A 23,596-nucleotide genomic window follows, 5' to 3' on the forward strand; every position below is an offset into this window, starting at 1 on the left:
GAATGGGGGACGTTCGTGCGCGACTCGCGCACGAACGTCCCCCATTCGGTTGTGGTCGCGGTTCGCTCAGCCCACGAAGTTCACCGTGACCTGGGTGAACCCGAGCGGCTGGAGCAGCCCCTCGAGCGTGGCCCGGGTGTTCTTCTCGGCCCGGTCGCGCAGGTCGTCGGTCTCGGCGGCGGCCTCGGCCAGGCGCTGCGAGGCCAGCGAGTACAGCTGCCGCGTCTCGTCGGAGTTGTCGCTGAAGGCGTCCTGCACCCGGTCGAACAGACCCCGGTCCTGGCTGTACACGTAGCTGCGGTCGTAGTCGATGGTGGGCGCGCTCAGCGTGGGGGCGGGCAGGTCGATGGTGGCGTGGGTGCGGTCCCCGTTCACCTTCACCGCCCCCTCGCCCAGGTTGCTGAGGTTGACGCCGATGTCCACCGAGCCGGCCGCGATGAACAGCGTGCGCTGCCCGGCCAGGAACGAGGGCACCGGCTTGACGTCCTTCTCCACGTCGACCACCAGCTCGTAGTAGCCGCTGGCGGCCTCGAACTGGCCCAGGTCCTGGATCGACTTCAGCACCGCCGGACCGGACCGGTCGACCGAGGTGGTGCCGAACATGCCCTTGAAGGGGTTCAGCCGGTCGAGCGCACCGGTGGTGAGGTTGAGCGCCAGCGCCCCGGAGACCAGCAGCACCGCGATCACCAGGGCGAGGGTGAGCAGGCGGGAGCGCGGCCGGCGGGCCTCGCGGTTGACCACGGTGCTGCCGCCAGTGTTCCCGGAGCCGCCCTCACCAGGCTCTTCCTTGCCCCGGCGGCTCAGGACACCGCGCCGCACACTGTCGCGGGCCCGCTCCAGGCCGTTGTTCGAGCTGGCCGAGAGCGGCTGGGTCTGCTTCTCGGACGTGGTCTCGGTCTTCCCCATGACGCCCTCCCGGCTGGACTGTCCGTTATGCCTTGAATGATCGAGTTCCCGGACCTTGATGATCGTCTCACCTCAGACGCGGCTGCGCCCGTTCGGGTTGCAGACGACCTCCGTGGTAGCGTGAAAACGCTTATGAGGATCATTCTCAAGTAACTACTTCGGGTTCGGGTACTTCGGAAGGGCGGGCGTCGTCATGGCGTGGAACGTTGGGCGGGGCCGGAAGGGGCGTGCGTTCGTCCTGGGCACGGCATCGGTGGCGGTGCTCGGGCTGGCGGCCTGCGGCAGCTCCGAAGAGGGGTCGGGCGAGTCCGGCGCCGCGGTGTCGGGCGTGCTCAACGTGGTGGCCGTGACCAACGTCTACGGCGACATCGCCGCCCAGGTCGGTGGCGACGCGGTCGAGGTCACCTCGATCATCGACAGCGCCAGCCAGGACCCGCACTCGTTCGAGGCCGACACCCGTACCCAGCTGGCGGTCTCCAAGGCCGACCTGGTGATCCAGAACGGCGGGCACTACGACGAGTTCATGGATCAGCTGCTGCAGACCTCGGGCGAGTCGGCCACGGTGATCAACGCCGTCGAGGTCTCCGGCCTCGAGGAGCACGCCGAGGACGAGGAGCACGCCGAGGAGGAGTCCGCGGCGGCGGAGTCCCACGCCGAAGAGGAAGAGCACGCCGAGGAAGAGCACGCCCACGAGCACGGCGAGTTCAACGAGCACGTCTGGTACGACCTGGAGAGCATGCAGAAGGTCGCCGACCAGATCGCGGCCGACCTGGGCCGGGCCCGGCCGGAGAAGGCGGCCGAGTTCACCGCCAACGCCAAGGCCTTCAGCACCGAGCTCGACGGGGTGATCGAGCTGCAGGAGGCCGCGGCCGCCGAGCACCAGGGTGAGGGCGCGGCGATCACCGAGCCGGTGCCGCTCTACCTGCTCGACCACATGGGCCTGGTCAACAAGACCCCCGAGGGCTTCAGCGAGGCCATCGAAGAGGGCAGCGACCTGTCCGTCGCGGTGCTCGACCAGACGCTCAAGATCTTCTCCAGCGGCGACGTCAAGGTGCTCGTCTACAACGAGCAGACCACCAGCCCGGAGACCGAGAAGGTGCTCGCCCAGGCCGAGAAGGACGGGGTGCCCACGGTCGCGGTCACCGAGACGCTCCCGGAGGGGCAGAACTACGTGGGCTGGATGAAGGCCAACGTGGAGGCGGTAACCTCGGCGCTCGGATGATGAGCGAAAACGACGCTGAACTGGTGCGCCTGAGCGGTGCCGCACTGGGGTTCGAGGCCGGTGAGCCGCTCTGGAAAGACCTGGACCTGACCGTCCGTCCGGGTGAGTTCGTGGCTGTGCTCGGCGCCAACGGCTCGGGCAAGACCACGCTGCTGCGCTGCCTGCTCGGCCTGCAGCCGCTGTCGGCGGGCACGATCAGCGTGCTCGGCCGCTCGCCCCAGGCGGCCCGCCGGGACGTGGGATACGTCCCGCAGCAGCGGCGCTTCGACCCGCTCACCCCGGTGCGGGCCCGTGACCTGGTGGGCTTCGGCCTGGACGGGCACGAGTGGGGTCCGCCGATCTTCAACCGGCGGCAGCGTCGCGAGCGCATCGACGCGGCCCTGGCCGAGGTCGGGGCCACCCGGTTCGCCGACGCCCCGGCCTCCCGGCTCTCCGGCGGCCAGCAGCAGCTGCTGCGCATCGCCCAGGCCCTGGTCTGCGACCCGCGGCTGCTGCTGTGCGACGAACCGCTGCTCTCGCTCGACCTGAACCACCAGCGTGAGGTGTCCGCGGTGGTCGACCGGCGCCGCCGCGACCACGGCACCGGCGTGGTCTTCGTGACCCACGAGATCAACCCGGTCCTGCCCTACGTCGACCGGGTGCTCTACCTGGCCGGCCAACGCTTCACCATCGGGCCGGTCGACGAGGTGATGACGTCGGAGACGCTGACCCGGCTGTACTCGTCCCCGGTCGACGTCCTGCGGGTGCGTGACCAGCTGGTCGTGGTCGGCATCCCCGACCGGCCGGTCCACGACCCGGAACCGGCGGCGCAGCCGTGAGCTGGGACAAGATCTTCAACTTCACCGACTACAGCGAGCTGCTGCCGCTGGTGCACAACTCCCTGCTGGCCGGCCTGATCCTGGGCATCGTCGGCGGCCTGATCAGCACCTTCGTGGTGATGCGGGACCTGCCCTTCGCCGTGCACGGGATCAGCGAGCTCTCGTTCGCCGGCGCCTCCGGCTTCCTCCTGCTCGGCCTGAACGTGGTGGCCGGGTCGCTGGTCGGCTCGGTGCTGGCCGCCCTGCTGATCGGCCTGCTGGGCGTGCGGGCCCGTGACCGCAACTCCTGGATCGGCGTGCTGATGCCGTTCGGCCTCGGCCTCGGCGTGCTGTTCCTGGCCCTCTACGAGGGCCGCGCCGCCAACAAGTTCGGCCTGCTCACCGGGCAGATCGTGGCCATCGACACGCCCGCCCTGTCCTGGCTGGCAGTGATCTCGGTGGTGGTCGCGCTGGTGATGCTGGTGATCTGGCGCCCGCTCTCGTTCGCCAGCACCGACCCGGAGGTGGCGCAGGCCCGGGGCATCCCGCTGGGGGCGCTCTCTCTGCTGTTCATGCTCCTGCTGGGCCTGGTCGTGGCGATGGCCGTGCAGGTGGTCGGGGCTCTGCTGGTGCTGAGCATCGTGGTCACCCCGGGGGCCGCGGCCGTCCGCCTGGCCTCCACCACGGTCGGCGCGACAGTGCTGAGCATCCTGTTCGCCACCGTCTCGATGATCGGCGGCATCCTGCTCGCCCTCGGCAGCAGTGTGCCGATCAGCCCCTACGTCACCACCATCTCGTTCGCCATCTACCTGGTGTGCCGGTTGATCGCGCTCGGGCAGGGACGCAGTCGCGCGATCTGATCCGGGCATACCCGGCGAAGCGGTGTGACCCAGGTCGCATCGCCGAGGTGGTGTCTGCGTCGCGGGATGTCCGATAGGAAGGTGTGACGGATCTTTCGTCGCTCTTCCGGCTTTACGGCGGATCTGCGCAGATTCCTGTCCATAACGGACGAATATGGCGATAATGGGCGGGTCGAAGTGGACTGCCGTGTGGGCAGTTGCTGGAACAGCCGTCGGGACCGGTCCGCCGACTCCCGTGCCTTCGACCCGCGGGCCAGCGCGGACGGGCTTTCGTCTGGTCGGGTACGAGGAGGGTCCGATGAACGAGTTCAAGGCAACGGCCTACGTCAAGGCCGCCGGAGTCGTGGCTTCTGTCGTCACTCTCGCCACGCTGGTGGGTGCGTCCTACAAGTGGTGACGGCCCGCACGGCGGTTCTCCGCCAGGCGCCCGCCTGATCCATCCGTCGATCGGTCTCGGCCGGTCCGAGAGCCGGCCCGGAACCGGGTGGGCCCGGCGAGGAAGGGTGGCATGGCCGGCAGCGGATCCGTGGTCGCGCTTCGGCGTCGGGTCCCTTCGGCCACGCCGCTCGGCCTGTTCGTCGCCGGTGTCACCCTGCTCGCGTTCCCGCTGCTGAGCTGGTCGCTGGGGGCCCTGTTCGTCGAGCCGACGGCGTTCGGGGTCGACCGGGCGGTCGTCCTCCTGCTCCTGGCCGGCATCGTCGTCGGCGAGTTCGTGCAGGTGGAGGTCGCTCTGCGGGAGGGCGGCTCGTGCGCCCTGACGCTGTCGACCACGTTCGCGGTGGCCGCGATCTTCGTCGCGCCGCTCGGTCTGGTGATCCTGGCCCAGATCATCCCGCTGGTGGTCGACGACCTGAAGCGCGGCAAACACTGGCTCAAACCGGTGTTCAACCTGGCGCAGTACGTGTTGTCCGCGGCGGCCGCCCGCTGGGTCTTCTGCCTGATCGACGGTCAGGCCTTCCTGACCCCCAGAGACTTCCGCGGTGCCGATGTGGCGGCCGCGATGGCGGCTGCGGTGATCTATCTGCTGATCAACATGGGCCTGGTGATCACGGTGATCACCCTGGCCGGCCGGCAGTGGGTGCTCGGCCGGTTCTGGGTCGACCTGCGCCAGCAGCTCACCACGGCGGGCTCGACAGTGGCGATGGCCCCGATCTTCCTGGCCGTGGCCGACTTCTCGCTCTGGCTGCTGCCGCTGCTGCTGGTGCCGATCGGCGCGGTGCAGGTGGTCTCCCGGCTGGCCCTGGAGCACCGCGACAGCGCTCGCCACGACCCCCTCACCGGTCTGCCCAACCGCTCGTACTTCCTGCTCCAGCTCGACCAGACGCTGGCCGGCCGGCAGTCGGGTGAGAACGCGGTCGGGGTCATGTTCATCGACCTGGACCACTTCAAGGAGATCAACGACACCCTGGGCCACGAGGCCGGCGACGCCCTGATCCGCGACATCGGCAACCGGCTGCGCTCGGCGGTTCCCGGCGAGGTCACCGTCGCCCGGCTCGGCGGTGACGAGTTCGCCGTGCTCACCGAGCTCCCGGCCGCCGATGCGCCGCCGCTGGTCCAGGCCCGGGCCCTGGCCGACCGGCTCACCGCCACCCTGGACGAGCCGGTCAGCGTGGCCGGCGTCCGCCTGGAGGTGCGGGCCAGCATCGGCATCGCGCTGGCTCCCCAGCACGCCCACGGCAGTGCCGACCTGCTGGCCAAGGCCGACATCGCGATGTACCTGGCCAAGGGCGACGGTGGCGGGGTCGCGGTCTACGACCCGAGCAAGGACCAGAACACCACAGAGCGACTGCTCATGCTGACCCAGCTGCACGACGCCCTGGCCGCCGGCCAGCTCACCGTCTACTACCAGCCCAAGTGCGACACCCACACCGGGCAGGTGGTGGGGGCGGAGGCCCTGGTGCGCTGGCACCACCCCGAACGGGGCCTGCTCGGCGCCGAGGAGTTCATCCCGGTGGCCGAGACCACCGAGCTGATCACCCAGCTCACCCTGGTGGTGCTGGACGAGGCGATCCGGCAGGTGCGGGCCTGGCTCGACCAGGGCCGCTGGCTCGGCGTGGCGGTGAACCTCTCGGTCCGGCACCTGTCCGACGTGCGCCTGCCCGAACAGGTCGAGGCCCTGCTCACCCGCCACCGGGTGCCCCCGGCGCTGCTCACCCTCGAGGTCACCGAGAACACGGTGATGACCGACCCGCACCGCGCGGTCGCGGTGCTGGCCATGCTCCGGGCCGGCGGGATCAGGATCGCCATCGACGACTACGGCACCGGCTACTCCTCGCTCGCCTACCTCAAGCGCCTGTCGGTCGACGAACTGAAGATCGACCGCAGCTTCATCATCGGGATGACCAGCGACGAGAACAACCAGATCATCGTGCGCTCGACCGTCGAGCTGGGCCACAACCTGGGGCTGCGGGTGGTCGCCGAGGGGGTGGAGGACAGCGAGACCTGGCGCCGTCTGCAGCTTCTGGGCTGCGACGTGATCCAGGGCTTCACCGTCCAGCCGCCGCTTCCGGCAGCCGGTTTCGACGAATGGCTGCGCCGCTGGGACCCGGAGGGCTGTGCGAACGCGCTGAGCGAGCTGCGCCGGCCGCACGCCGTGCAGACAGGGCGGTCCCCGGTGGCGCTCAGGGCTCGTCAGGTGGAGAAACCGGCATGATCGTGGCAGTCCTGGCCCTGCTCGCAGTGCTTGCGGTCCCGCTCACCGGAGGCAGTTTCCAGCGACTGGGGCAAGTGCCGATCCGGGCCTGGTGGCTGCTCCCGCTGGCCTTGATCCTGCAGGTTCTGGTGATCACCGTGCTCACCGACCTGCCCGAGAGGCTGGCTGCGGGGATTCACCTGGCCACCTACGGCCTGGCCGGCCTCTTCCTCTGGCTGAACCGGGCCATCCGCGGCGTGCCCCTGCTGGCTGCCGGGGCGGTGCTGAACGGCGTCACCATCGCGGTCAACGGGGGCACACTGCCGGCCTCGGAGTGGGCGGTGAGAACGGCCGGCCTGGAGGGGAAAGAAGGCTTCACCAACTCCGGGGTGCTGGAGAATCCGCGCCTGCTCTGGCTGGGAGACGTGTTCGCGATTCCGGAGGGCCTGCCGCTGGCCAACGTGTTCAGTATCGGCGACGTGCTGATCGTGGCCGGTGTGGCGGTTCTCGTGGTGGTCAACAGTCGAGAGCGGAAACCGGTCGAAACCCATTTCTGAATAAGGTTTCTCGGGCGACTTGCAACCACTGGCTCAGCGAGATGCGGCCCGCCCCCACTTCTCAACGCTCACCTCGCCCGACACCTAACCCGGGCGCCTAACCCCGGGCAGCTAACCCTCTCCCGGCCTCAACCCCCTAGGCACCTAACCCCCGCATCTCGTTCCACATCCCACCTCCTGACTCACCCTGTCCTCCCTCGCCCGCCGCACCCGCCTCTGATCTCCCAATCCACTCGACCCCAGCCCTTCACCTCCACCCGCCTCTTAGGTCACTCTCACCCGCCGACCACCCACCCCCCGCCCGCCACTCAACTCACCCCCACTCGGCGACCACCTCGCCCTCGCCCGCCACTCAACTCACCCCCACTCGGCGACCACCTCGCCCTCGCCCGCCGACCAGTCCACCCCCTCTTTTTTCGACCCCCAACCAGCCTTCTCACCCTTCCTCTTGCGCAACAGATGCAAACGGCTTGCGCAACGGCGTAGTCTTCTTCCATGACGCGACGACTAGCTGAGGTGGCCAAGAAGGTCGGCGTCAGCGAGGCCACCGTCAGTCGCGTGCTCAACGGCCGGCCCGGCGTCAGTGAGGCCACCCGGCGCTCCGTGCTCGCCGCCCTCGACGTGCTGGGCTACGAGCGGCCGACCCAGCTCAGGGGAGACCGGGCCCGTCTGGTCGGGCTCATCCTGCCCGAGCTGCAGAACCCGATTTTCCCGGCCTTCGCCGAGGTCCTGGCCGGGGGTATCGTGCATCGCGGGCTCACGCCGGTGTTGTGCACCAGCTCGGCCGGGGGCATGAGTGAGCCCGCTTATGTCGAGATGCTGCTGGAGAAGCAGGTTTCCGGCGTGGTCTTCTTCGGTGGGGCGTCCAGCGAGGCCGACGCCACCCACGACCACTTCGTCCAGCTCGAGAATCGCGGCATTCCCGTGGTTCTGCTCAACGCGGCAGTGAAAGAGCTCAGATTCCCCACGGTCTCGACCGACGATTCGGCCGCCGTCGAGCTCGCCTTCGCGCACCTGAGATCGCTTGGGCACGAACGTATTGGGCTGGTCCTCGGCCCGCCCGACCATGTGCCGTCCCGCCGCAAGAGCGAGGCGTTCGGCAAGTTGGTGGCGGGGGCCGGCCTGCAGTGCGCCGACCTGGTCGAGCACACCATGTTCACCGTCGAGGGCGGCCAGCTGGCGGCTTCCCTGCTCATCGAACGCAAGTCCACAGCGGCTATTTTCGCCAGCGACATCCTGGCCCTGGGGGGCGTCAAGGCGGTCCGTCGGGCCGGCCTGAGCGTGCCCGGAGATTTCTCGGTCGTGGGCTTCGACGACTCGTTCCTGATGAACTGCACCGACCCGCCGCTGAGCACCGTGCGGCAGCCGATCGAGGCCATGGGCCGGGCTGCACTGACCCTGCTGCTGAACCAGATCGACGGCGGCATGACGATGGATCGCGAGCTGCTCTTCGAGCCCGAGCTCGTGGTGCGTTCCTCCACCGGGGCTGTCCCGCGTAGCTGACGCGTAGCCGCAGCAACCTTCTACCCGGGGTCATGCCCGCGGGTCGCTCACGCATGTCGGCCGGACAACGTTGCCGAGGTTCTTCGACGACTTGTTGATTGATTGCGCAAAACCATCCGACTCTTGCAAAAGCGGATGCGCAATCTTACGGTGATCGCACTCAAGGCTTCGCTGCGTGGCGAAGCCCGAAGCATTCCGGTCACAGCGTCGTCGCCCGGTGCCCCGACGTCTGTTTCCACCTGATGCGCCCCGGCGCAGGAGGTAGGCGAAACGTGACGAACCCGCCCTGGTGGCGCAACGCCGTGATCTACCAGGTCTACGTGCGCAGCTTCGCCGACTCCGACGGCGACGGGGTGGGCGATCTGGAGGGGGTGCGGGCCCGGCTGGGCTACCTGGCCGACCTCGGCGCAGACGCGATCTGGTTCACGCCCTGGTATCCGTCCCCGATGGCCGACGGCGGTTACGACGTGGCCGACTACCGTTCCATAGAGCCCGCTTTCGGCACTCTGGAACAGGCCGAACGTCTGATCGCCGAGGCCTCCGCGCTAGGGCTTCGAACAATTGTCGACGTCGTACCCAACCACGTCTCCAGCGCTCACCCCTGGTTCGTGGAGGCTTTGGCAGCCGGGCCCGGATCGCCTGCCCGTCAGAAGTTCTGGTTCCACTCGGGCAAGGGTCCTGACGGTGGCCAGATGCCGACCCGCTGGGTGTCCAGTTTCTCCGGCGACACGTGGACCCGAACGATGAACCCGGACGGCCGCCCGGGGGAGTGGTACCTGCACCTGTTCACCCCTCAGCAGCCCGATCTGAACTGGTCGAACCCGCAGGTCAAGGCGGAACACGAGGAGATCCTGCGGTTCTGGTTCGACCGCGGGGTGGCCGGGGTGCGGATCGACTCGGCGGCGATGCCGGTGAAGGATCCGGCGCTGCCCGAGGTGCCGGCCCAGCCGGAACCGGGAGCGCACCCGTTCATCGACCGGGACGAACTGCACGACATCTACCGGGCGTGGCGGGCAGTGGCCGATTCCTACCCGGACGAGCGCATCCTGGTAGGAGAGCTGTGGCTCGAAGACGTGGAGCGCTTCGCCCGCTACCTGCGCCCCGACGAGATGCACACCGCCTTCAACTTCGACTTCATGGCCCGGCCGTGGGAGGCCAAGGAGCTCAGGGCCTCGATCGAGGCGACGCTGGCTGCGCACGCGCCCACCGGTGCCCCCGCCACCTGGGTTCTTTCCAACCACGACGTGACCCGGCCGGTCACCCGCTACGGGCGCGCGGATTCGTCGTTCTCGTTCGCCGCCAAGCGTTTCGGTGTTCCGTCCGACCTTGAACGGGGCACTCGAAGGGCACGGGCAGCGGCGCTGCTGGTGGCTGCTCTGCCGGGCTCTCTCTACATCTACCAGGGCGACGAACTGGGACTGCCGGAGGTCGAGGACATTCCGGCTGAGCGGCGGCAGGATCCGATGCACTACCGCAGCGGCGGACGGGATCCGGGTCGCGACGGGTGCCGGGTGCCGCTGCCCTGGTCCGCCTCGAACCCGACTGCCGGTTTCAGCCCAGACGCAGCGATCGCTGAACCGTGGCTGCCGCAGCCGGCCGACTGGGCGGCACGCAGCGTGGAACAGCAGGAGAACGAGCCCGATTCGATGTTGGCTCTCTACCGCGCCGCTCTGCGGACCAGAAGAACAGAACTGCCTACGGACGACTTCAGCTGGCTTACGTCGTCCGCAGACGTCCTTGCTTTCCGCCGTTCGGCGAACTTCGTCTGCATGGTCAATCTGGGCACCGAACCGGTGCCCCTGCCCGAACCGGCCGAGCTCCTTCTGGCCAGTGGCCCACTGGCCGAAGGGTTCCTGCCTCCGGACACCGCCGCCTGGCTGCGGCACTGAATCACACCGGTCCCTAACGCAAAACCTAGGAGCGACAATGATGTCCATCCGCTCAACCGCCGCCCTGGCCTTCGCCGGTATCGCCGGCCTCGGCCTGTTGTCCGCGTGCGGCAGCGATTCGGAAGGTGAAGAGGGCGCCGGTGGGAAGGTCTCGATCACGGTGGCCAGCGACGCCGGCCTGACCCCCGAAGCGATCCGCTCGTTCGACCAGCAGATCGCCTCGTTCGAGAAGAAGTACCCGAACGTCGACGTGAAGCGCGAGGAATACACCTGGACCGGGCCGACTTTCGCCACCAAGCTGGCCGGCGGCACGCTCCCCGACGTGTTCACCATCCCGTTCACCGACGGCCGTACCCTGATCGCCCGCCGGCAGGTCGCCGACATCAGCGAACAAGTGGCCGAGCTGCCCTACGCCACCAAGTTCAATCCGAACGTGGTGAGCGCCGGGCAGAGCGAGGACGGGAAGACCCAGATGCTGCCGACCGCCGCCTATGGGCAGGCCCTGCACTACAACCGGGCACTGTTCGAGGAAGCCGGGCTCGATCCCGACCAGCCGCCCACGTCCTGGGCCGAGATTCGTTCCGCTGCCAAACAGATCGCCGACCGGACCGGTCAGGCCGGGTACGCGGTGATGACCAAGGGCAACACCGGGGGCTGGATCCTCTCCACCGAGGCCTACGCGATGGGTGGCCGGATGAGCCAGGCCGACGGCGACAAGCAGCAGGCCACGGTGGACAACCCCGGCGCGGTACAGGCCCTGGAGCTGATCCGGGCGATGCGCTGGGAGGACAACTCGATGGGCTCGAACTTCGGCTACGACTGGAACGCGATCAACCAGGCCTTCGCGGCGGGCAAGATCGGCATGTACATCACCGGCGGCGCCACCTACGACAACCTGGTCGCGCAGAACGCGATCAAGCCGGCCGACTACGGCCTGACCGTGCTGCCGCTGGAAGGCACCGACGCCGGGGTGCTGGGCGGCGGCACGCTGGCCGCGGTGAGTGTGAAGGCCGACGAGGCGCAGAAGAAGGCCGCCGTCCAGTGGATCGACTTCTTCTACATGCAGAAGCTGATCACCGAGGAGGGCGCCCAGCGCGACGCCGAGAACCGCCAGGCCGAGAAGCAGCCAGTGGGCACTCCCCAGTTGCCGGTCTTCGACCAGGCCACCGAGCAGGAACGTCAGGGCTGGATCGCCGACTACGTGGACGTGCCGCTCGAGCAGATGAAGCACTACACCGACGCGGCGTTCAGCCAGCCCCTGGTCCCCGAGCCGCCGGTGGCCACCCAGGATCTCTACGCGGCCCTCGACCCGGTGGTGCAGAAGATCCTCACCGACCAGGACGCGAACGCCGGCGAACTGCTGAACCAGGCCGACGCCAAGGTCCAGACCATCCTCGACCGGAGCTGAGGATGAGCGTGATCGAACGCCCGGCAGCGGGTGCCCCCGACGTCCACCGGCGTGATCCGGCCGGTGGGCGCGGGGGCGCGCTGCGGCGGTGGGTGCGGGGCAACGGCCTGGCCGCGGTGATCTTCCTGCTGCCCATGCTGATCGCGTTCGGAGTGTTCTCCTGGTACCCGATCGCCCGGGCGCTGCTGATGAGCCTGCAGCAGACCAACCTGGTCGACCCGGCCGAGTTCGTCGGGCTCGACAACTACGCCTACGTGCTGCAGGACCCGCAACTGTGGACGGCGGTGAAGAACACCGGCTACTTCGCCGCCCTGGCCCTGGTGTTCGGCTATCCGGTGCCCCTGGTGCTGGCCGTGCTGATGAGCGAGGTCCGGCGCTGGCGAGGGCTCTACACCGCCCTGGCCTACCTGCCGGTGGTGGTGCCCCCGGTGGTCGCCGTCCTGCTCTGGAAGTTCTTCTACGACGGCGGCCCCGACGGGGTGTTCAACACGCTGCTCGGCTGGGTCGGGCTGGGCCCCTACGCCTGGCTGAACTCTTCGTCCCTGGCCATGCCCTCGCTGGTGCTGGAGGCCACCTGGGCCGCGGCCGGCGGCACGGTGATCATCTATCTGGCCGCCCTCACCGCGGTGCCTCCGGAGCTCTACGACGCGGCCGAGGTCGACGGGGCCTCGCTCTGGCAGAAGGTCTGGCACGTCACCCTTCCCCAGCTGCGCGGGATTCTCCTGATCACGCTGATCCTGCAGCTGATCGGCACCGCACAGGTCTTCCTCGAGCCGTACCTGTTCACCGGGGGCGGCCCGGCCGACGCCACCCTGACCGTCCTCCTGCTGATCTACAACTACGCGTTCGGCAGCAGCCTGAGCGGTGACTTCGGGGCCGCCACGGCCGCCAGCGTGATGCTCGCCGGTGTCCTGGCCCTGCTGTCTGCCCTGTACTTCCGTCTCACCCGCTCCTGGAGCCAGTCGTGAGCGCAACCCGGCCCCGATCGTCCATTGTTGTTTCGCCCGACCAACCCGATCGCGGCATCGTCTCGAGTCACGAGCGCCGGCAGAGCAGTGTCAGAAGGACGATCAGGGTCACCGAGGTGGGTCTGCTCGGCTTTCTGCTGGTGGTCGGTCTGGGACCACTGCTGTGGCTGGCCAAGGCTGCGATCACTCCCACCCGTGACACCCTGCGTCAGCCGATGGCGTTGTGGCCGAACGGTTTCGACTTCGCCAACCTGTCCACCGCCTGGAACCAGGAGAATCTCGACCACTACTTCCTGAACACGGTGTTCGTGGCCGGTGGCTCGTGGGCCGGTCAGATGCTGGTCGCCACCACCGCCGGCTATGCCCTCTCGGTGCTCCGGCCGCGCTACGGGAAGCTGCTCACCGCACTGGTTCTGGGCACGATGCTGGTGCCCTCCGTGGTGTTGCTGGTGCCGCTCTACCTGACCGTGCTCGACGTCCCCGGCCTGGACGTCTCGCTGATCAACTCGTTCTGGGCGGTCTGGCTGCCGGCCGCCGCCAGTCCGTTCAACGTCATCCTGGTCAAGCGGTTCTTCGACAACCTGCCGCGCGAGGTGTTCGAGGCGGCGATGGTCGACGGGGCCGGCCCGTTCCGGCTGTTCTGGTCGATCGTCCTGCCGATGTCCCGGCCGATCCTCGGGGTGGTCTCGGTCTTCGCCGTCGTCGCGGCCTGGAAGGACTTCCTGTGGCCCCTCCTGGTGCTGCCCGATCCGGCGAAACAGCCGCTCTCGGTGCGGTTGCCCGTCCTGGCCGATCTGATCCAGCTCGACGTGCTTCTGGCCGCCTTGTTCCTCTCCACCCTGATTCCGGTGGTTCTGTTCCTCGTGTTCCAGCGATTCTTCCTGCGCGGCGCCGGGTTGAGTGGCGCCGTGAAAGGGTGACCCTAAGCTCACGGGCAGTCATCTTCCGTCATCACTGGAGGTCCCGTGCCCAAGGTCATCGTCAGCAGCCCGGTCGAGGACGTCGAACTGCACTACACCGACCAGGGATCCGGACCGGTGGTGGTGCTGATCCACGGCTGGCCGCTGTCCGGCCGGTCGTGGGAGAACCAGGTGCCCGCCCTGATCGCCGCCGGGCACCGGGTGATCACCTACGACCGGCGCGGGTTCGGCGACTCCTCACAACCCTGGAACAGCTACAACTACGACACCTTCGCGGCCGACCTGGACACCCTGCTCACCCAGCTCGACCTGAACCAGGTGACCCTGGTGGGGTTCTCGATGGGCGGGGGCGAGGTGGCCCGCTACATCGGTACGTACGGCACCGAGCGGGTGGCCCGGGCGGTCTTCGCCGGTGCGGTGCCGCCGTACCTGTACAAGGCCCCCGACAACCCCGAGGGCGGCCTGGACGACGAGACGATCAAGGCGTTCCAGGACGGGGTCGCTCTCGACCGCCCGGCGTTCCTGAAGAACTTCATCGACAACTTCTTCGCCGCCGGCGACCGGCACGACCTGGTCAGTGAGCCGCTGAAGGAGTACTGCCGGCAGATCGCCGCCTTCGCCTCGCCGAAGGGCACGCTGGAGTGCATCGCCGCGTTCGGGACCACCGACTTCCGGCCCGACGTCGCCAAGATCGACATCCCCACGCTGGTCATCCACGGCGACAGCGACGCGATCGTGCCGTTCGAGGTCAGCGGCAAGCGGGTGGCCGAGACCGTGCCCGGGGCCGAGGTTCACGTGATCAAGGGCGGTCCGCACGGGATGAACGTCACTCACGCGACCGAGTTCAACGAGGCGCTGCTGGCCTTCCTGGCCAAGTAGCTGTCGGCCGGCCGTGACTCGTAGCGGTCCAGCCAGGTGACGAAGGCGTCGGCGGGTAGCGGGGGTGCCCACAGGTACCCCTGCGCCTCGTCGCAGCCCAGGTCGCCGAGCACGGCCAGAGTGGCCTCGTCCTCCACCCCCTCGACCAGCAGCCGCAGGTCCAGCCGGTGGGCGATCTGGGCCGTGCCCGCCACGATCGCGGCGGTGCGCTCGTCGGCCAGGATGCGCCGGGTGAACGCCTGGTCGATCTTCAGTTCGGCCGCCGGGATGTCGTTCAGGTAGCTCAGCGACGAGTACCCGGTGCCGTAGTCGTCGATGCTGATCCCGAAACCCCGCATCGCCATGGCCCGGATCGTGTTGCCGGCCCGGCGCGGGTCCACCATGAAACCGGTCTCGGTGATCTCCATGACGAACCAGGACGGGTCGATGTCCCGGGCCAGGACGTCGTCGAGGATCTCCAGCAGCCGGGGGTCGGCCAGGAATCCGGCCGACAGGTTCACCGAGACCCGCAACTGCAGGCCCGCCTCCCGCCAGCGTTGCCACTGGGTGACCGACTCGTGCAGCACCCGTTCGGTGAGGACGTCCATCAGCCCCTGGTTCTCGACCAGGTCCACGAACCGGGCCGGGCCGAGCAGGCCGTGCCGCGGGTGCTGCCACCGCACCAGTGCCTCGGCGCCGACCACCCGGTGGTCGCCGATCCGCACCTGGGGCTGGAAGAAGACCTGGAACTGCTCCTGCACCGCGGTCGGTTGCGAGCAGACCCACTCCAGGTCCTCGGCGAGTTCCTGCTCCTCCTGGGCGGCGGCGTCCAGGGCCGAGTCGTACAGGCCGGTCCCGCTGCCGGAGGCCTTGGCCCGGTACATCGCCACGTCGGCCCGGCGCAGCAGTTCGACCCCGGGCATCTCCGGCTGGTCGTTGTGCGCCACCCCGACGCTGGCGTGCACCCGCACCGGACGCCCGTCCAGGTTGCGGTAGGTGGCCCCGGCCTCGGCCAGCCGTCGGGCGGTGGCCTCGGCGTCGCCCGCGGCCGGGCCGGTCAGCAGGACGGCGAACTCGTCCCCGCCCAGCCGGGCCAGGAGCCCACCCTCCGGGATGTGCTGCTGGAAGCTGGTGGTGACGTCCTGGAGCAGCCGGTCGCCGACGGCGTGGCCGTAGCGGTCGTTGATCAGCTTGAACCGGTCAAGGTCGATCAGCAGCAGGGCGGCCGGTTGCCGGCGGTCCAGGGCCTGGTCGATGGCCAGGACCATGGCGCGCCGGTTGGCCGCACCGGTGAGCTCGTCGGTGAGGGCCTCCTGCCGGGCCCGGGCCAGCACCGCCAGTTCGTGGACCACGGTGATGAACCGGTAGCAGGCACCCAGCAGCGCGGCCGTGGCCAGGCCGGTGACCAGGGGGTCGCCGGGGCCCCAGAGGGCCTGCTGGACCAGCACGAAGATGCCGGCCACGAGTACGGTCAGCGCCCCGGCGGTGCTCGACTCGGTGATCGCGGGGCGGATCTCGACGGCCGTGGCCCGGCGTTGCGAGGCCAGGCCGATCAAGGCGGCCGCCACCAGGATCAGCCCCTGGGAGGCGATCGCGCCGTGGGCGTGCCGTCCCTCGCCGAAGACCAGCGGGGCCAGCGCCACCGGCATCGGGAAGGACATCGCCCCGGCCACCAGCCAGGCCCGCGGGTCCCGGGCCAGGCCGCTGATGTTGGCGATCGCCAGGGCCGAGCCGACCAGGACGAAACCGGCCCCGATCAGGGCGTAGCCGGCCTCGGTGCGCCAGAAGGCGAGGGCCGCACCGTCGACGAGCGGGGGCCGGTGCCCGATGTTGGCGATGGCCACGATCAGCATCCAGGCGCCGACGCCGTTGAGCAGGTCGCTGGGGTCGGCCAGGGCGGTGCGCGCGAGTTTCCAGCGCACCAGACCGAGGTAGAAGAACGGGGCGGCGGCGCAGCAGCCCACGGTGAAGACGATCCAGCCGAGGTCGACCCCGGCCGGGTACGAGCCGTGCGCGAGCATGGCCGCGGACTGCCCGGCCAGCACCGCGAAGGTCTGGGTCAGCGAACCCAGCAGCAGGTACCGCCAGGCCTCGGCCTCGGGCCCCTCGCCCGGCCGCCGGCGCAGCAGGAGCACCGTGACCACCGCCAGGTAGCCCGCGAGGCCACAGTTCAGGGCCTCGGCGAGGGCGAACGGGGCGTCGGCGGTGACCGCGACGGTGCTCAGCGCGCCCAGCAGGGTGACGGTGGACAGAAGGAGCCCGGCGACCGAGGCCCAGCGGATCGGATGTCCTGCCCCCATGGCGTACCGGGGCTGCGTCACGGCTCTCCATCGGTCACGGGTACAGGCGGTTGACGGTTCCGCTTCCCGCTCACCCGTCCGGACCGGCGTTCCGTCCTGGCCAGTGTGCAAGGGCCTGAAGACATTTGTGGCGGGGTTGGCCGGGAATCACCAGATGGGAGGATGTGCAGTCGGTGGGCGGTCCTCACTTGAACGGCTGCCCCCTGCGGGTGAGCCGATGGTGTTCCATGGGGGCGACGCAGTTCAGGGGTGGGACGGAGCGGAGCGACGTGCAGCACTCGGACGATGCCCAGGCCGCAACGATCTCGGAACCCGATACGGAACCCGATACGGAACCCGATACGGAACCCGGCGAGGAACTGGGGCAGGGCCGAGCGCCCCGCCGGCGCAACCGCCGTCGTCTGGTCCTGATCTCGGCGCTGACCTGCGTGGTGCTCCTGGTGGCGCTGGCCGTGGTCGCCAACCTGGTGCTCACGCAGTACGTGAAGGACGGCGTGGTGCAGGCCCTGCGGTGCGCCACCGGCGACGACACGATCACCCCGGAGGTCTCGCTGGGCGAGCGGCCGATGCTGGTCGAGCTGGCCGCGCGCGAGGTCGAGCAGGTCACCATCAGTGGCCTGGCTCCCGACTCGATGCAGCCCGCCGAGGAAGACGCAGAGGTCGAGGCCTCCCCGGTGGCCGGCGGCGAGCTGAGCATCACCCTGCACGGCCTCGGGCTGGGCGACCCGCCGACCCTGAAGTCGGCCGAGGCCGCGGTGAGCCTGCCCTGGGACAGCCTGGCCGGAGCCCTGGCCGCGCCCGCCGAGGGCTCGGCGGACGACCTGGCCGGCGCCACCCTCGGTGAGCAGGACGGCCTCCTGGCGGTGACCCTGCCGGAAGACGTCGCCGGTCAGCCGTTGCAGGTCCTGGTCAGCCTCGAACCCGACGGCAAACAGATGACGGTGACCCCGCGGTCGATCGTCATCGGTGGTCGCACCATCGGCGTGGGCCTGATCTCGCTCTTCGCCGGCGACCTGCTCAACGACGAGAACGGGGAGAGTCAGCTGAAACCTCGCTCGGTCGACCTGGACCTGCCCGAGGGCGCCACCCTGGAGAAGGTCCGGGTGCAGTCCCAGGGGCTGGCCCTGGACCTGGCCATCGACCCGTCGATGGTCCAGGAGAACGGCGCCGCCGGACGCGACTGCCTGGCCTGATCGCCGCCCGATCCCCTGCTCAGGGACGTCTCGGCAGGCGTCGAACGGTTGTTCGACCTAGGGTCTGCGGGCATGAGCCAGAACACACCTGAGACCACCGACGAGAGCGTGGCGGCCAGCACCAGCAAGCCGCCGCAGGAGTGGGTCACCGGCGACGAGCCGCCCACCGGAGCTCAGCTCAGCTACCTGGAGACGCTGGCCCGCGAGGTCGGCGAGGAACTGCCCGCCGACCTGACCAAGGCCCGGGCCTCCGAACTGATCGACGAGTACCGGGCGCGCTCCCCGCGCGTCGAGAGCTGATCATCGCCAGACTGGCGGCATGAGCCGCAGCCGCACGGTCGGGGTGGAGGAGGAGTTCCTCCTGGTCGACGAGGAGGGGGTGCCGAGCCCGGCCGGGCCCCGGGTGGCCACCGGGGCCGACGAGGGCATCGAGCACGAGCTCCAGCAGGAGCAGGCCGAGACCGGTTCCCGGCCCCGCACCGAGCTCGGCGACCTGGCCCGGGACCTGGACCAGCGCCGCCGGAACCTGGCCCGGCGGGCGGCCCGCTCCGGGGTGTCGGTGGCGGGCCTGGGCCTCAGCCCGGTGGCGATCGAGCCCACGCTCTTCCCGGAAGAGCGCTACCGGCACATGGCCGCCAGCTTCGGCCCGACCGCCACCGAGGTGCTCACCTGTGGTGTGCACGTCCACGTCGGCATCGAATCCGAGGCCGAGGGCATCGTCGCGATCAACGGGGTCCAGCCCTGGCTGTCGGTGGTGCTGGCGCTCAGCGCGAACTCCCCGTTCCACCAGGGGGCCGACACCGGCTACGCCAGCTACCGCCGGCAGATCCAGGAACGCTGGCCCAGCGCCGGCCCGACCGCGCCCTTCCGCAATCCGGCCGACTACCACGCGATGGTCGAGACCCTGATCAGCTCGGGGGTCATCATCGACACCGGGATGGTCTACTACGACGCCCGCCTCTCGGCCCGCTACCCCACGGTCGAGATCCGGGTGGCCGACGTGGGCGCCGAACCGGACAGCGCGCTGGTGGTCGCCGCCCTGTGCCGGGCCCTGGTCGACTCGGCCGCGGCCAGCGGTCCCTGGCCGGTGGTGGCCCGGCCCGAACTGCTGCGCGGCGCGGCCTGGCTGGCCTCCCGGCACGGGCTGACCGGCGAACTGCTGGACCCGGTCTCCGGCCAGGCGTTCCCGGCCGCCACCCGGGTGCAGCAGTTGGTCGACCAGGTCCGGCACTCACTGATCCGGCACGGCGACCTGGACCTGGTCGAGAGCAAACTGCACGATCTGCTGGAGCACGGCACCGGAGCCGAGCGTCAGCGGGCGGCCTTCGCCCGCCGGGGCGCCGTCACCGACGTGGTGCTCGACGCGGTGGAGCGCGGCCGCGCCGTCAGCGCGAGCTAGTTCTTACCCAAAGTCTCCCGGATACCGGGCAACAGCTCCTTCTGCGCAGCCTCCACGAACGTCCTTTGCTGGTCGCCCCCGATCTGCACCAGGGCGACGTCGGTGTAACCGGCGTCCTTGAAGGGTTTCAGCGCCTCGATGATCGCCTCGACGTCGGTGCCGCAGGGAATCTGCCCGGCGACGTCCTCCGGGCGGACGAACTGGCTGGCGGCGTCGAACCCGGCGGTCGAGGGCAGTTCGGCGTTCACCTTCCAGCCCCCGGCGAACCAGCGGAACTGCTCGTGCGCCCGGGCCACGGCCGCCTCGCGGTCGGTGTCCCAGGAGACCGGGAGCTGCCCGACCTTGCGCGCCGGGGTGCTGGAGGCGCTCGCCGCGTCCCAGCCCCGGCCCAGTTCCGGATCCGGCTCGGTCGAGATCATCACCTCGGCCTTGGGGGCGAAGGCCTGTACCGACTGGGCCCCGCTGACCGCCACCCCGATCGGCACCCGGGTCTCCGGCAGGTCCCACAGTTTCGCCGAGTCGACGTGGAAGTGCTTGCCGCTGTAGGAGACATAGCCACCGTCGAAGAGTGCGCCGATGATGTCGACGGCTTCGGTGAGCATCTCGTGCCGCACGTTCACCGGCGGCCAGCCACGACCCACGACGTGCTCGTTGAGGTTCTCGCCGGAGCCCAGGCCCAGCGTGAACCGGCCCTGACTGAGCAGCCCCACGGTCGCGGCCTGCTGGGCCACCACGGCCGGGTGGTAGCGCACGGTCGGGCAGGTCACGTACGTCATCAGCTCGATGCTGGAGGTGACCTGACTGACCGCACCGAGCGTGGCCCAGGCGTTCGGGCTGTGGCCCTGGGCGTCGAGCCAGGGGAAGAAGTGGTCGCTCATCACGGCGAGGGTGAACCCGGCCTCCTCGGCAGCGGCCGCGTCGCGGACCAGGCTGCGCGGGTCGGTCTGTTCGCACATCAGGGTGTATCCGACGTTAACCATGCCTGCGACCTTGGCACCCGGCCCTCGGGGCCGCACCCGCAGACGCTTCCGCCGAAGTCCGAAGCGCCGCTGAACCAAGATCTTTCGCACGGAGAGAACCGATTGAGGACGATTGGCACGGGCATCGGGGCCGGCGCCCCTTCGGCGGCCGGTTCAGCAATCCTCGGCGGCTGCCGATGGACTGGCGGGCCCTCCGACGGGGTGGGCTGCGTCATGTCCCCAGAAAGGGGACCGGAAGGCGGCTGTGGTGCGCGGATTCAGATTCACGATCGGCCGGAGACTCGCCCTGCTGGGGGCCATCGGGCTGGCGGTGGCAGTGCTCAGCAACGTGGCGGCGCTGAGCCTCGCCGCCCAGGGCCGCGAACTGCAGGCCGAGGAACGCAGCCACCTGCAGGCCGCTCAGCTGATCCGCCGGCTGGACACCCGGGCCAGCGAGCTGAAGGTCGACGGCTACAAGGCCCTGCTCTCGCCCACCCCCGCCGATCTGAAGCAGGACCTGGCCGACGACACGCAGACCGTGACCGACCTGTTCACCGAGCTGGACGCCCTGCCCCTGCACGAGGACGACAAGCAGATGGTCGACGGCATGCGCGCCGCCTTCGACGAGTACGTGCAGGGCATCTCGGCGGTGATCGACGCCTCGGTGGCCGACCAGACCGCCGCGCGGCTGGACTACGAGGCCATCCAGACCGCGAACGACGCCACCGACGAGGCGGTGGGCAACGCCGCCGACGTGCTCGACGCCGCCGTCGTCGACCTGGAGAAGGAGGCCGACGACACCGCCGCGATGATGACCATGGTGATCACCGTGCTCCTGGTGGCCGGGGCGGTGCTGGTGCTGATCTCCACCCTGCTGCTCTCCCGGGCCATCACCCGCCGGGTCAACCGGGTGGTGCTGGTGACCAAGGGGGTTGCTGCGGGCGACCTCTCGCAGACCATCGACGACCAGGGCAACGACGAGATCGCCGACATCGCAGCAGCGCTGGACGGTGCCACCGGCCGGATCCGCACGGTCTTCGGTTCCATCGGGCGCACCTCCGAGCAGCTGCGCCTGGCCGCCGGCGGGCTGACCGAGGTGGCCGCCGAGGTAGGCCGCTCGGCGAGCCGCACGGCCGAGCAGGCCGAGGTGGTGTCGCGGACCGCGGACGAGGTGTCCACGAACGTGCAGTCGGTGGCCGCCGGCGGCGAGGAGATGACGGTCTCGATCGGGGAGATCGCCCGGAACGCCCAGGAGGCGGCGCGGGTGGCCACCGGCGCGGTGTCGGCCGTGCACACCACCACCGGCACGATGAACAAGCTGGGGGAGTCGTCGCGGGAGATCGGCGACGTGGTCAAGCTGATCACCTCGATCGCCGAGCAGACCAACCTGCTGGCCCTGAACGCCACCATCGAGGCGGCCCGGGCGGGGGACGCGGGTAAGGGCTTCGCGGTGGTCGCGGACGAGGTGAAGCAGCTGGCCCAGGAGACCGCGCGGGCCACCGAGGACATCTCCCGCCGGGTGGAGACCATTCAGGAGGACGCGGACAGCGCCACTGCGGCGATCACCGAGATCGCCGACGTCATTTCCCAGATCAACGAGTTCCAGACCACCATCGCCTCGGCGGTCGAGGAACAGACCGCGACCACCCAGAGCATCAACGCCGGTGTTTCCACCGCGGCCGGGGGCTCCAGCGAGATCGCGGCGAACATCTCGGGGGTGGCCTCGGCGGCCAACACCACCACCGCGACCATCGGCAAGGCCGAGGACAGTGCGCGGGAACTGGCCGGGATGAGCGACGAACTGTCCCGGCTGGTCTCCGGCTTCCGGTTCTGATCCGGGCACCGACCTGACCCAGAATTGGATTCGCCCAGCTGAAAGGTGGGATGGCTTACCGCCAGGGGACTTTCGCAGCGGCACCGGCGAGCCCGTCGCAGAGCGACGCTCTTACACGGGAATCGGGCCGGGCGCCACCCATTGCGCGAAATTACGCAGATCCCACGAGGGATGGCTGTGCCGATCGGGTGGCTCTATGCTGTTCACCGTTGGCGCAGTAGGCGATATGAAACTCTTGAGCCAAACATCGCTGAGCGTGACAGGATGACCGGGCGTAGTCGTGAGGCTTGCCACCCAACGGTTTTCGCGGATGTTCGGCGACTGAGCGAGAGGGCTATGGTGGCGTGATGCGTTCCAAGGATCTCGCTGTTCGCAGCAGTTCGGAGAAGGGGCCGGTCCTGGTGGCCGGTCAGGAGGGCGCGCCGGGGCGCCGTCCGCTGACGGGCCGCGCGCGCTCACTCGCGCAGCGCGTACTGAAGAAGGCCGGCTCCCGCACGGTCATGGTCTGCTCGCAGTGCGAACTCACTGGTGGTCCGTTCAGTCGGGAAGAGGCGGCGCACCTGCTGCGCATCCATGAGCAGTTGCACCACGGCATCGCGATGCACCGTTCTTCGCCATTGCCGCCGGCGATCTGAACCGGTCTGGGTAAATCCGGTCCGAGCGCTCCGGATCAGGACTCCTCGTCGACGGCGACGGGGAGTTCTCCTGTTTGCGGGCCGGCACCCCACAGGGGGACAGGCAGGTAGGCGGCAGTAGTAGTGAGCACTCACAGCCACCAGCTGCACACCCTGGTTGAGAGGAATCGCAGGTGAACGGGGCCTGAGCGACACGCGGCGCGGCGATTTGACGGAGCACGGCTGCGGTCCGTAACGTTTTCCTTCGTTGAGCCGGAGAGACACGGACACCACGGTGGCCGGTCAGAAGGTCTCAGCAACTCCTTCAAGGAAGCCTGATCGAAGTGACGCGCTACCGCCAGTCGGAACGCGCGGCACAGAACAGGCGAGCCCGGAAGGAAAATGTTCCAACAGCGGTAACGGTCCGGAAATGCGGATTTGACCCGCTGGCAACACCGCAGTAATGTTCTACAACGTCGCCCCGAGCGAAAGCCGAAAGGCTGGAAAACGGGAGCGTCCGCTCCTTGAGAACTCAACAGTGCATCTGAACAACCGATGCCAAATCGGCCAGAAGATTTTCTGGTCACTTGGCTGATGGTCTTCGGTTCGTCAGGCTTCTCCGACCCCCGTCGGGTGCCTGGGTAAACGGACTGGAGTTATTGGTCAGGAATCAATTGCAACACACTTCGCTAAAAGTCTTCCTAGAAGATTATTTACGGAGAGTTTGATCCTGGCTCAGGACGAACGCTGGCGGCGTGCTTAACACATGCAAGTCGA

The 23,596-nt window shown here is 69.2% G+C and carries 19 protein-coding genes and 1 rRNA gene; 17 read left to right on the forward strand and 3 right to left on the reverse strand.

Features of this window, described 5'->3' with window-relative positions:
• Positions 1 to 66: 66 nt before the first annotated feature.
• Complete coding sequence (locus QSK18_RS30750; protein ID WP_285626399.1) at positions 67 to 906, reverse strand: DUF4230 domain-containing protein; 840 nt, start codon at positions 904 to 906, stop codon at positions 67 to 69.
• A gap of 193 nt (positions 907 to 1,099) precedes the next feature.
• On the opposite strand from QSK18_RS30750, the gene QSK18_RS30755 reads away from it, so the two are divergent.
• The 11 genes from QSK18_RS30755 to QSK18_RS30805 all read left to right on the forward strand — a co-directional run bounded on the left by QSK18_RS30755 (position 1,100) and on the right by QSK18_RS30805 (position 14,541).
• On the forward strand, positions 1,100 to 2,128 hold the full coding sequence (locus QSK18_RS30755) for a metal ABC transporter solute-binding protein, Zn/Mn family (RefSeq protein ID WP_285626402.1): 1,029 nt from the start codon (positions 1,100 to 1,102) through the stop codon (positions 2,126 to 2,128).
• The gene (locus QSK18_RS30760) at positions 2,128 to 2,946 is read left to right on the forward strand and encodes a metal ABC transporter ATP-binding protein (protein ID WP_232814643.1); all 819 of its coding nucleotides are present in this window, start codon (positions 2,128 to 2,130) and stop codon (positions 2,944 to 2,946) included. The genes QSK18_RS30755 and QSK18_RS30760 overlap by 1 nt, the downstream gene beginning before the upstream one ends.
• A complete protein-coding gene (locus tag QSK18_RS30765; protein ID WP_232814642.1) occupies positions 2,943 to 3,785 on the forward strand; it encodes a metal ABC transporter permease in 843 nt (280 codons plus the stop codon). The genes QSK18_RS30760 and QSK18_RS30765 overlap by 4 nt, the downstream gene beginning before the upstream one ends.
• A 508-nt stretch (positions 3,786 to 4,293) precedes the next feature.
• The gene (locus tag QSK18_RS30770; RefSeq protein WP_232814641.1) at positions 4,294 to 6,438 is read left to right on the forward strand and encodes a putative bifunctional diguanylate cyclase/phosphodiesterase; all 2,145 of its coding nucleotides are present in this window, start codon (positions 4,294 to 4,296) and stop codon (positions 6,436 to 6,438) included.
• Positions 6,435 to 6,974 (forward strand): DUF5317 domain-containing protein, encoded by a 540-nt coding sequence (locus QSK18_RS30775; RefSeq protein WP_285626407.1) that lies wholly within the window; start codon positions 6,435 to 6,437, stop codon positions 6,972 to 6,974. Before QSK18_RS30770 ends, QSK18_RS30775 begins: the two co-directional genes overlap by 4 nt.
• 495 nt (positions 6,975 to 7,469) lie before the next feature.
• Positions 7,470 to 8,477, forward strand: coding sequence for a LacI family DNA-binding transcriptional regulator (locus QSK18_RS30780; protein ID WP_285626410.1), 1,008 nt, complete (start codon positions 7,470 to 7,472; stop codon positions 8,475 to 8,477).
• Positions 8,478 to 8,719: 242 nt separating this feature from the next.
• Positions 8,720 to 10,366 carry a glycoside hydrolase family 13 protein gene (locus tag QSK18_RS30785; protein ID WP_502894289.1) on the forward strand — a complete coding sequence of 549 codons (1,647 nt, stop codon included), beginning with the start codon at positions 8,720 to 8,722 and terminating at the stop codon, positions 10,364 to 10,366.
• Between the two features lie 40 nt (positions 10,367 to 10,406).
• Positions 10,407 to 11,774: an ABC transporter substrate-binding protein gene (locus QSK18_RS30790; RefSeq protein WP_232814637.1), complete on the forward strand. Its 1,368-nt coding sequence runs from the start codon at positions 10,407 to 10,409 to the stop codon at positions 11,772 to 11,774.
• 2 nt (positions 11,775 to 11,776) lie between these two features.
• Positions 11,777 to 12,742, forward strand: a complete 966-nt coding sequence (locus tag QSK18_RS30795) for a carbohydrate ABC transporter permease (RefSeq protein WP_285626417.1) — start codon at positions 11,777 to 11,779, stop codon at positions 12,740 to 12,742.
• Positions 12,739 to 13,662 (forward strand): carbohydrate ABC transporter permease, encoded by a 924-nt coding sequence (locus QSK18_RS30800; RefSeq protein WP_232814635.1) that lies wholly within the window; start codon positions 12,739 to 12,741, stop codon positions 13,660 to 13,662. Before QSK18_RS30795 ends, QSK18_RS30800 begins: the two co-directional genes overlap by 4 nt.
• 45 nt (positions 13,663 to 13,707) lie before the next feature.
• Complete coding sequence (locus QSK18_RS30805) at positions 13,708 to 14,541, forward strand: alpha/beta fold hydrolase (protein ID WP_232814634.1); 834 nt, start codon at positions 13,708 to 13,710, stop codon at positions 14,539 to 14,541.
• Here QSK18_RS30805 and QSK18_RS30810 read toward each other — a convergent pair.
• Positions 14,493 to 16,841, reverse strand: coding sequence for a putative bifunctional diguanylate cyclase/phosphodiesterase (locus tag QSK18_RS30810; protein ID WP_285626422.1), 2,349 nt, complete (start codon positions 16,839 to 16,841; stop codon positions 14,493 to 14,495). The genes QSK18_RS30805 and QSK18_RS30810 overlap by 49 nt on opposite strands.
• 248 nt (positions 16,842 to 17,089) lie before the next feature.
• On the opposite strand from QSK18_RS30810, the gene QSK18_RS30815 reads away from it, so the two are divergent.
• From QSK18_RS30815 to QSK18_RS30825, 3 genes are all read left to right on the forward strand, one after another.
• The gene (locus tag QSK18_RS30815; protein ID WP_285626425.1) at positions 17,090 to 18,013 is read left to right on the forward strand and encodes an LmeA family phospholipid-binding protein; all 924 of its coding nucleotides are present in this window, start codon (positions 17,090 to 17,092) and stop codon (positions 18,011 to 18,013) included.
• A 72-nt stretch (positions 18,014 to 18,085) separates the two neighbouring features.
• Complete coding sequence (locus QSK18_RS30820) at positions 18,086 to 18,313, forward strand: DUF3072 domain-containing protein (protein WP_285626428.1); 228 nt, start codon at positions 18,086 to 18,088, stop codon at positions 18,311 to 18,313.
• A 19-nt stretch (positions 18,314 to 18,332) separates the two neighbouring features.
• Entirely contained in the window at positions 18,333 to 19,412 is a 1,080-nt protein-coding gene (locus QSK18_RS30825) for a carboxylate-amine ligase (RefSeq protein WP_232814631.1), read from the forward strand.
• On the opposite strand, the gene QSK18_RS30830 is transcribed toward QSK18_RS30825, so the two are convergent.
• A complete protein-coding gene (locus QSK18_RS30830; protein ID WP_285626431.1) occupies positions 19,409 to 20,392 on the reverse strand; it encodes a TIGR03557 family F420-dependent LLM class oxidoreductase in 984 nt (327 codons plus the stop codon). The genes QSK18_RS30825 and QSK18_RS30830 overlap by 4 nt on opposite strands.
• A gap of 247 nt (positions 20,393 to 20,639) precedes the next feature.
• On the opposite strand from QSK18_RS30830, the gene QSK18_RS30835 reads away from it, so the two are divergent.
• From QSK18_RS30835 to QSK18_RS30845, 3 genes are all read left to right on the forward strand, one after another.
• Positions 20,640 to 22,205: a methyl-accepting chemotaxis protein gene (locus QSK18_RS30835; RefSeq protein WP_285626434.1), complete on the forward strand. Its 1,566-nt coding sequence runs from the start codon at positions 20,640 to 20,642 to the stop codon at positions 22,203 to 22,205.
• Positions 22,206 to 22,552: 347 nt separating this feature from the next.
• Entirely contained in the window at positions 22,553 to 22,840 is a 288-nt protein-coding gene (locus QSK18_RS30840; protein WP_232815446.1) for a hypothetical protein, read from the forward strand.
• 691 nt (positions 22,841 to 23,531) lie between these two features.
• Positions 23,532 to 23,596, forward strand: a 16S ribosomal RNA gene (locus tag QSK18_RS30845); the annotation flags it as partial.

Origin of the sequence: Kineosporia sp. NBRC 101677, assembly GCF_030269265.1 — a bacterium.
Taxonomy (GTDB): Bacteria; Actinomycetota; Actinomycetes; order Actinomycetales; family Kineosporiaceae; genus Kineosporia; species Kineosporia rhizophila.

Bases quoted from the DNA above. Each gene is read 5' to 3' on its own strand.
- QSK18_RS30795 (WP_285626417.1), top strand. From the start codon at position 11,777: ATGAGCGTGATCGAACGCCCGGCAGCGGGTGCCCCCGACGTCCACCGG.
- QSK18_RS30775 (WP_285626407.1), top strand. From the start codon at position 6,435: ATGATCGTGGCAGTCCTGGCCCTGCTCGCAGTGCTTGCGGTCCCGCTC.
- QSK18_RS30820 (WP_285626428.1), top strand. From the start codon at position 18,086: ATGAGCCAGAACACACCTGAGACCACCGACGAGAGCGTGGCGGCCAGC.
- QSK18_RS30790 (WP_232814637.1), top strand. From the start codon at position 10,407: ATGTCCATCCGCTCAACCGCCGCCCTGGCCTTCGCCGGTATCGCCGGC.
- QSK18_RS30830 (WP_285626431.1), bottom strand. From the start codon at position 20,392: ATGGTTAACGTCGGATACACCCTGATGTGCGAACAGACCGACCCGCGC.
- QSK18_RS30770 (WP_232814641.1), top strand. From the start codon at position 4,294: ATGGCCGGCAGCGGATCCGTGGTCGCGCTTCGGCGTCGGGTCCCTTCG.
- QSK18_RS30840 (WP_232815446.1), top strand. From the start codon at position 22,553: ATGCGTTCCAAGGATCTCGCTGTTCGCAGCAGTTCGGAGAAGGGGCCG.
- QSK18_RS30760 (WP_232814643.1), top strand. From the start codon at position 2,128: ATGAGCGAAAACGACGCTGAACTGGTGCGCCTGAGCGGTGCCGCACTG.
- QSK18_RS30825 (WP_232814631.1), top strand. From the start codon at position 18,333: ATGAGCCGCAGCCGCACGGTCGGGGTGGAGGAGGAGTTCCTCCTGGTC.
- QSK18_RS30785 (WP_502894289.1), top strand. From the start codon at position 8,720: ATGCGCCCCGGCGCAGGAGGTAGGCGAAACGTGACGAACCCGCCCTGG.
- QSK18_RS30750 (WP_285626399.1), bottom strand. From the start codon at position 906: ATGGGGAAGACCGAGACCACGTCCGAGAAGCAGACCCAGCCGCTCTCG.
- QSK18_RS30780 (WP_285626410.1), top strand. From the start codon at position 7,470: ATGACGCGACGACTAGCTGAGGTGGCCAAGAAGGTCGGCGTCAGCGAG.
- QSK18_RS30755 (WP_285626402.1), top strand. From the start codon at position 1,100: ATGGCGTGGAACGTTGGGCGGGGCCGGAAGGGGCGTGCGTTCGTCCTG.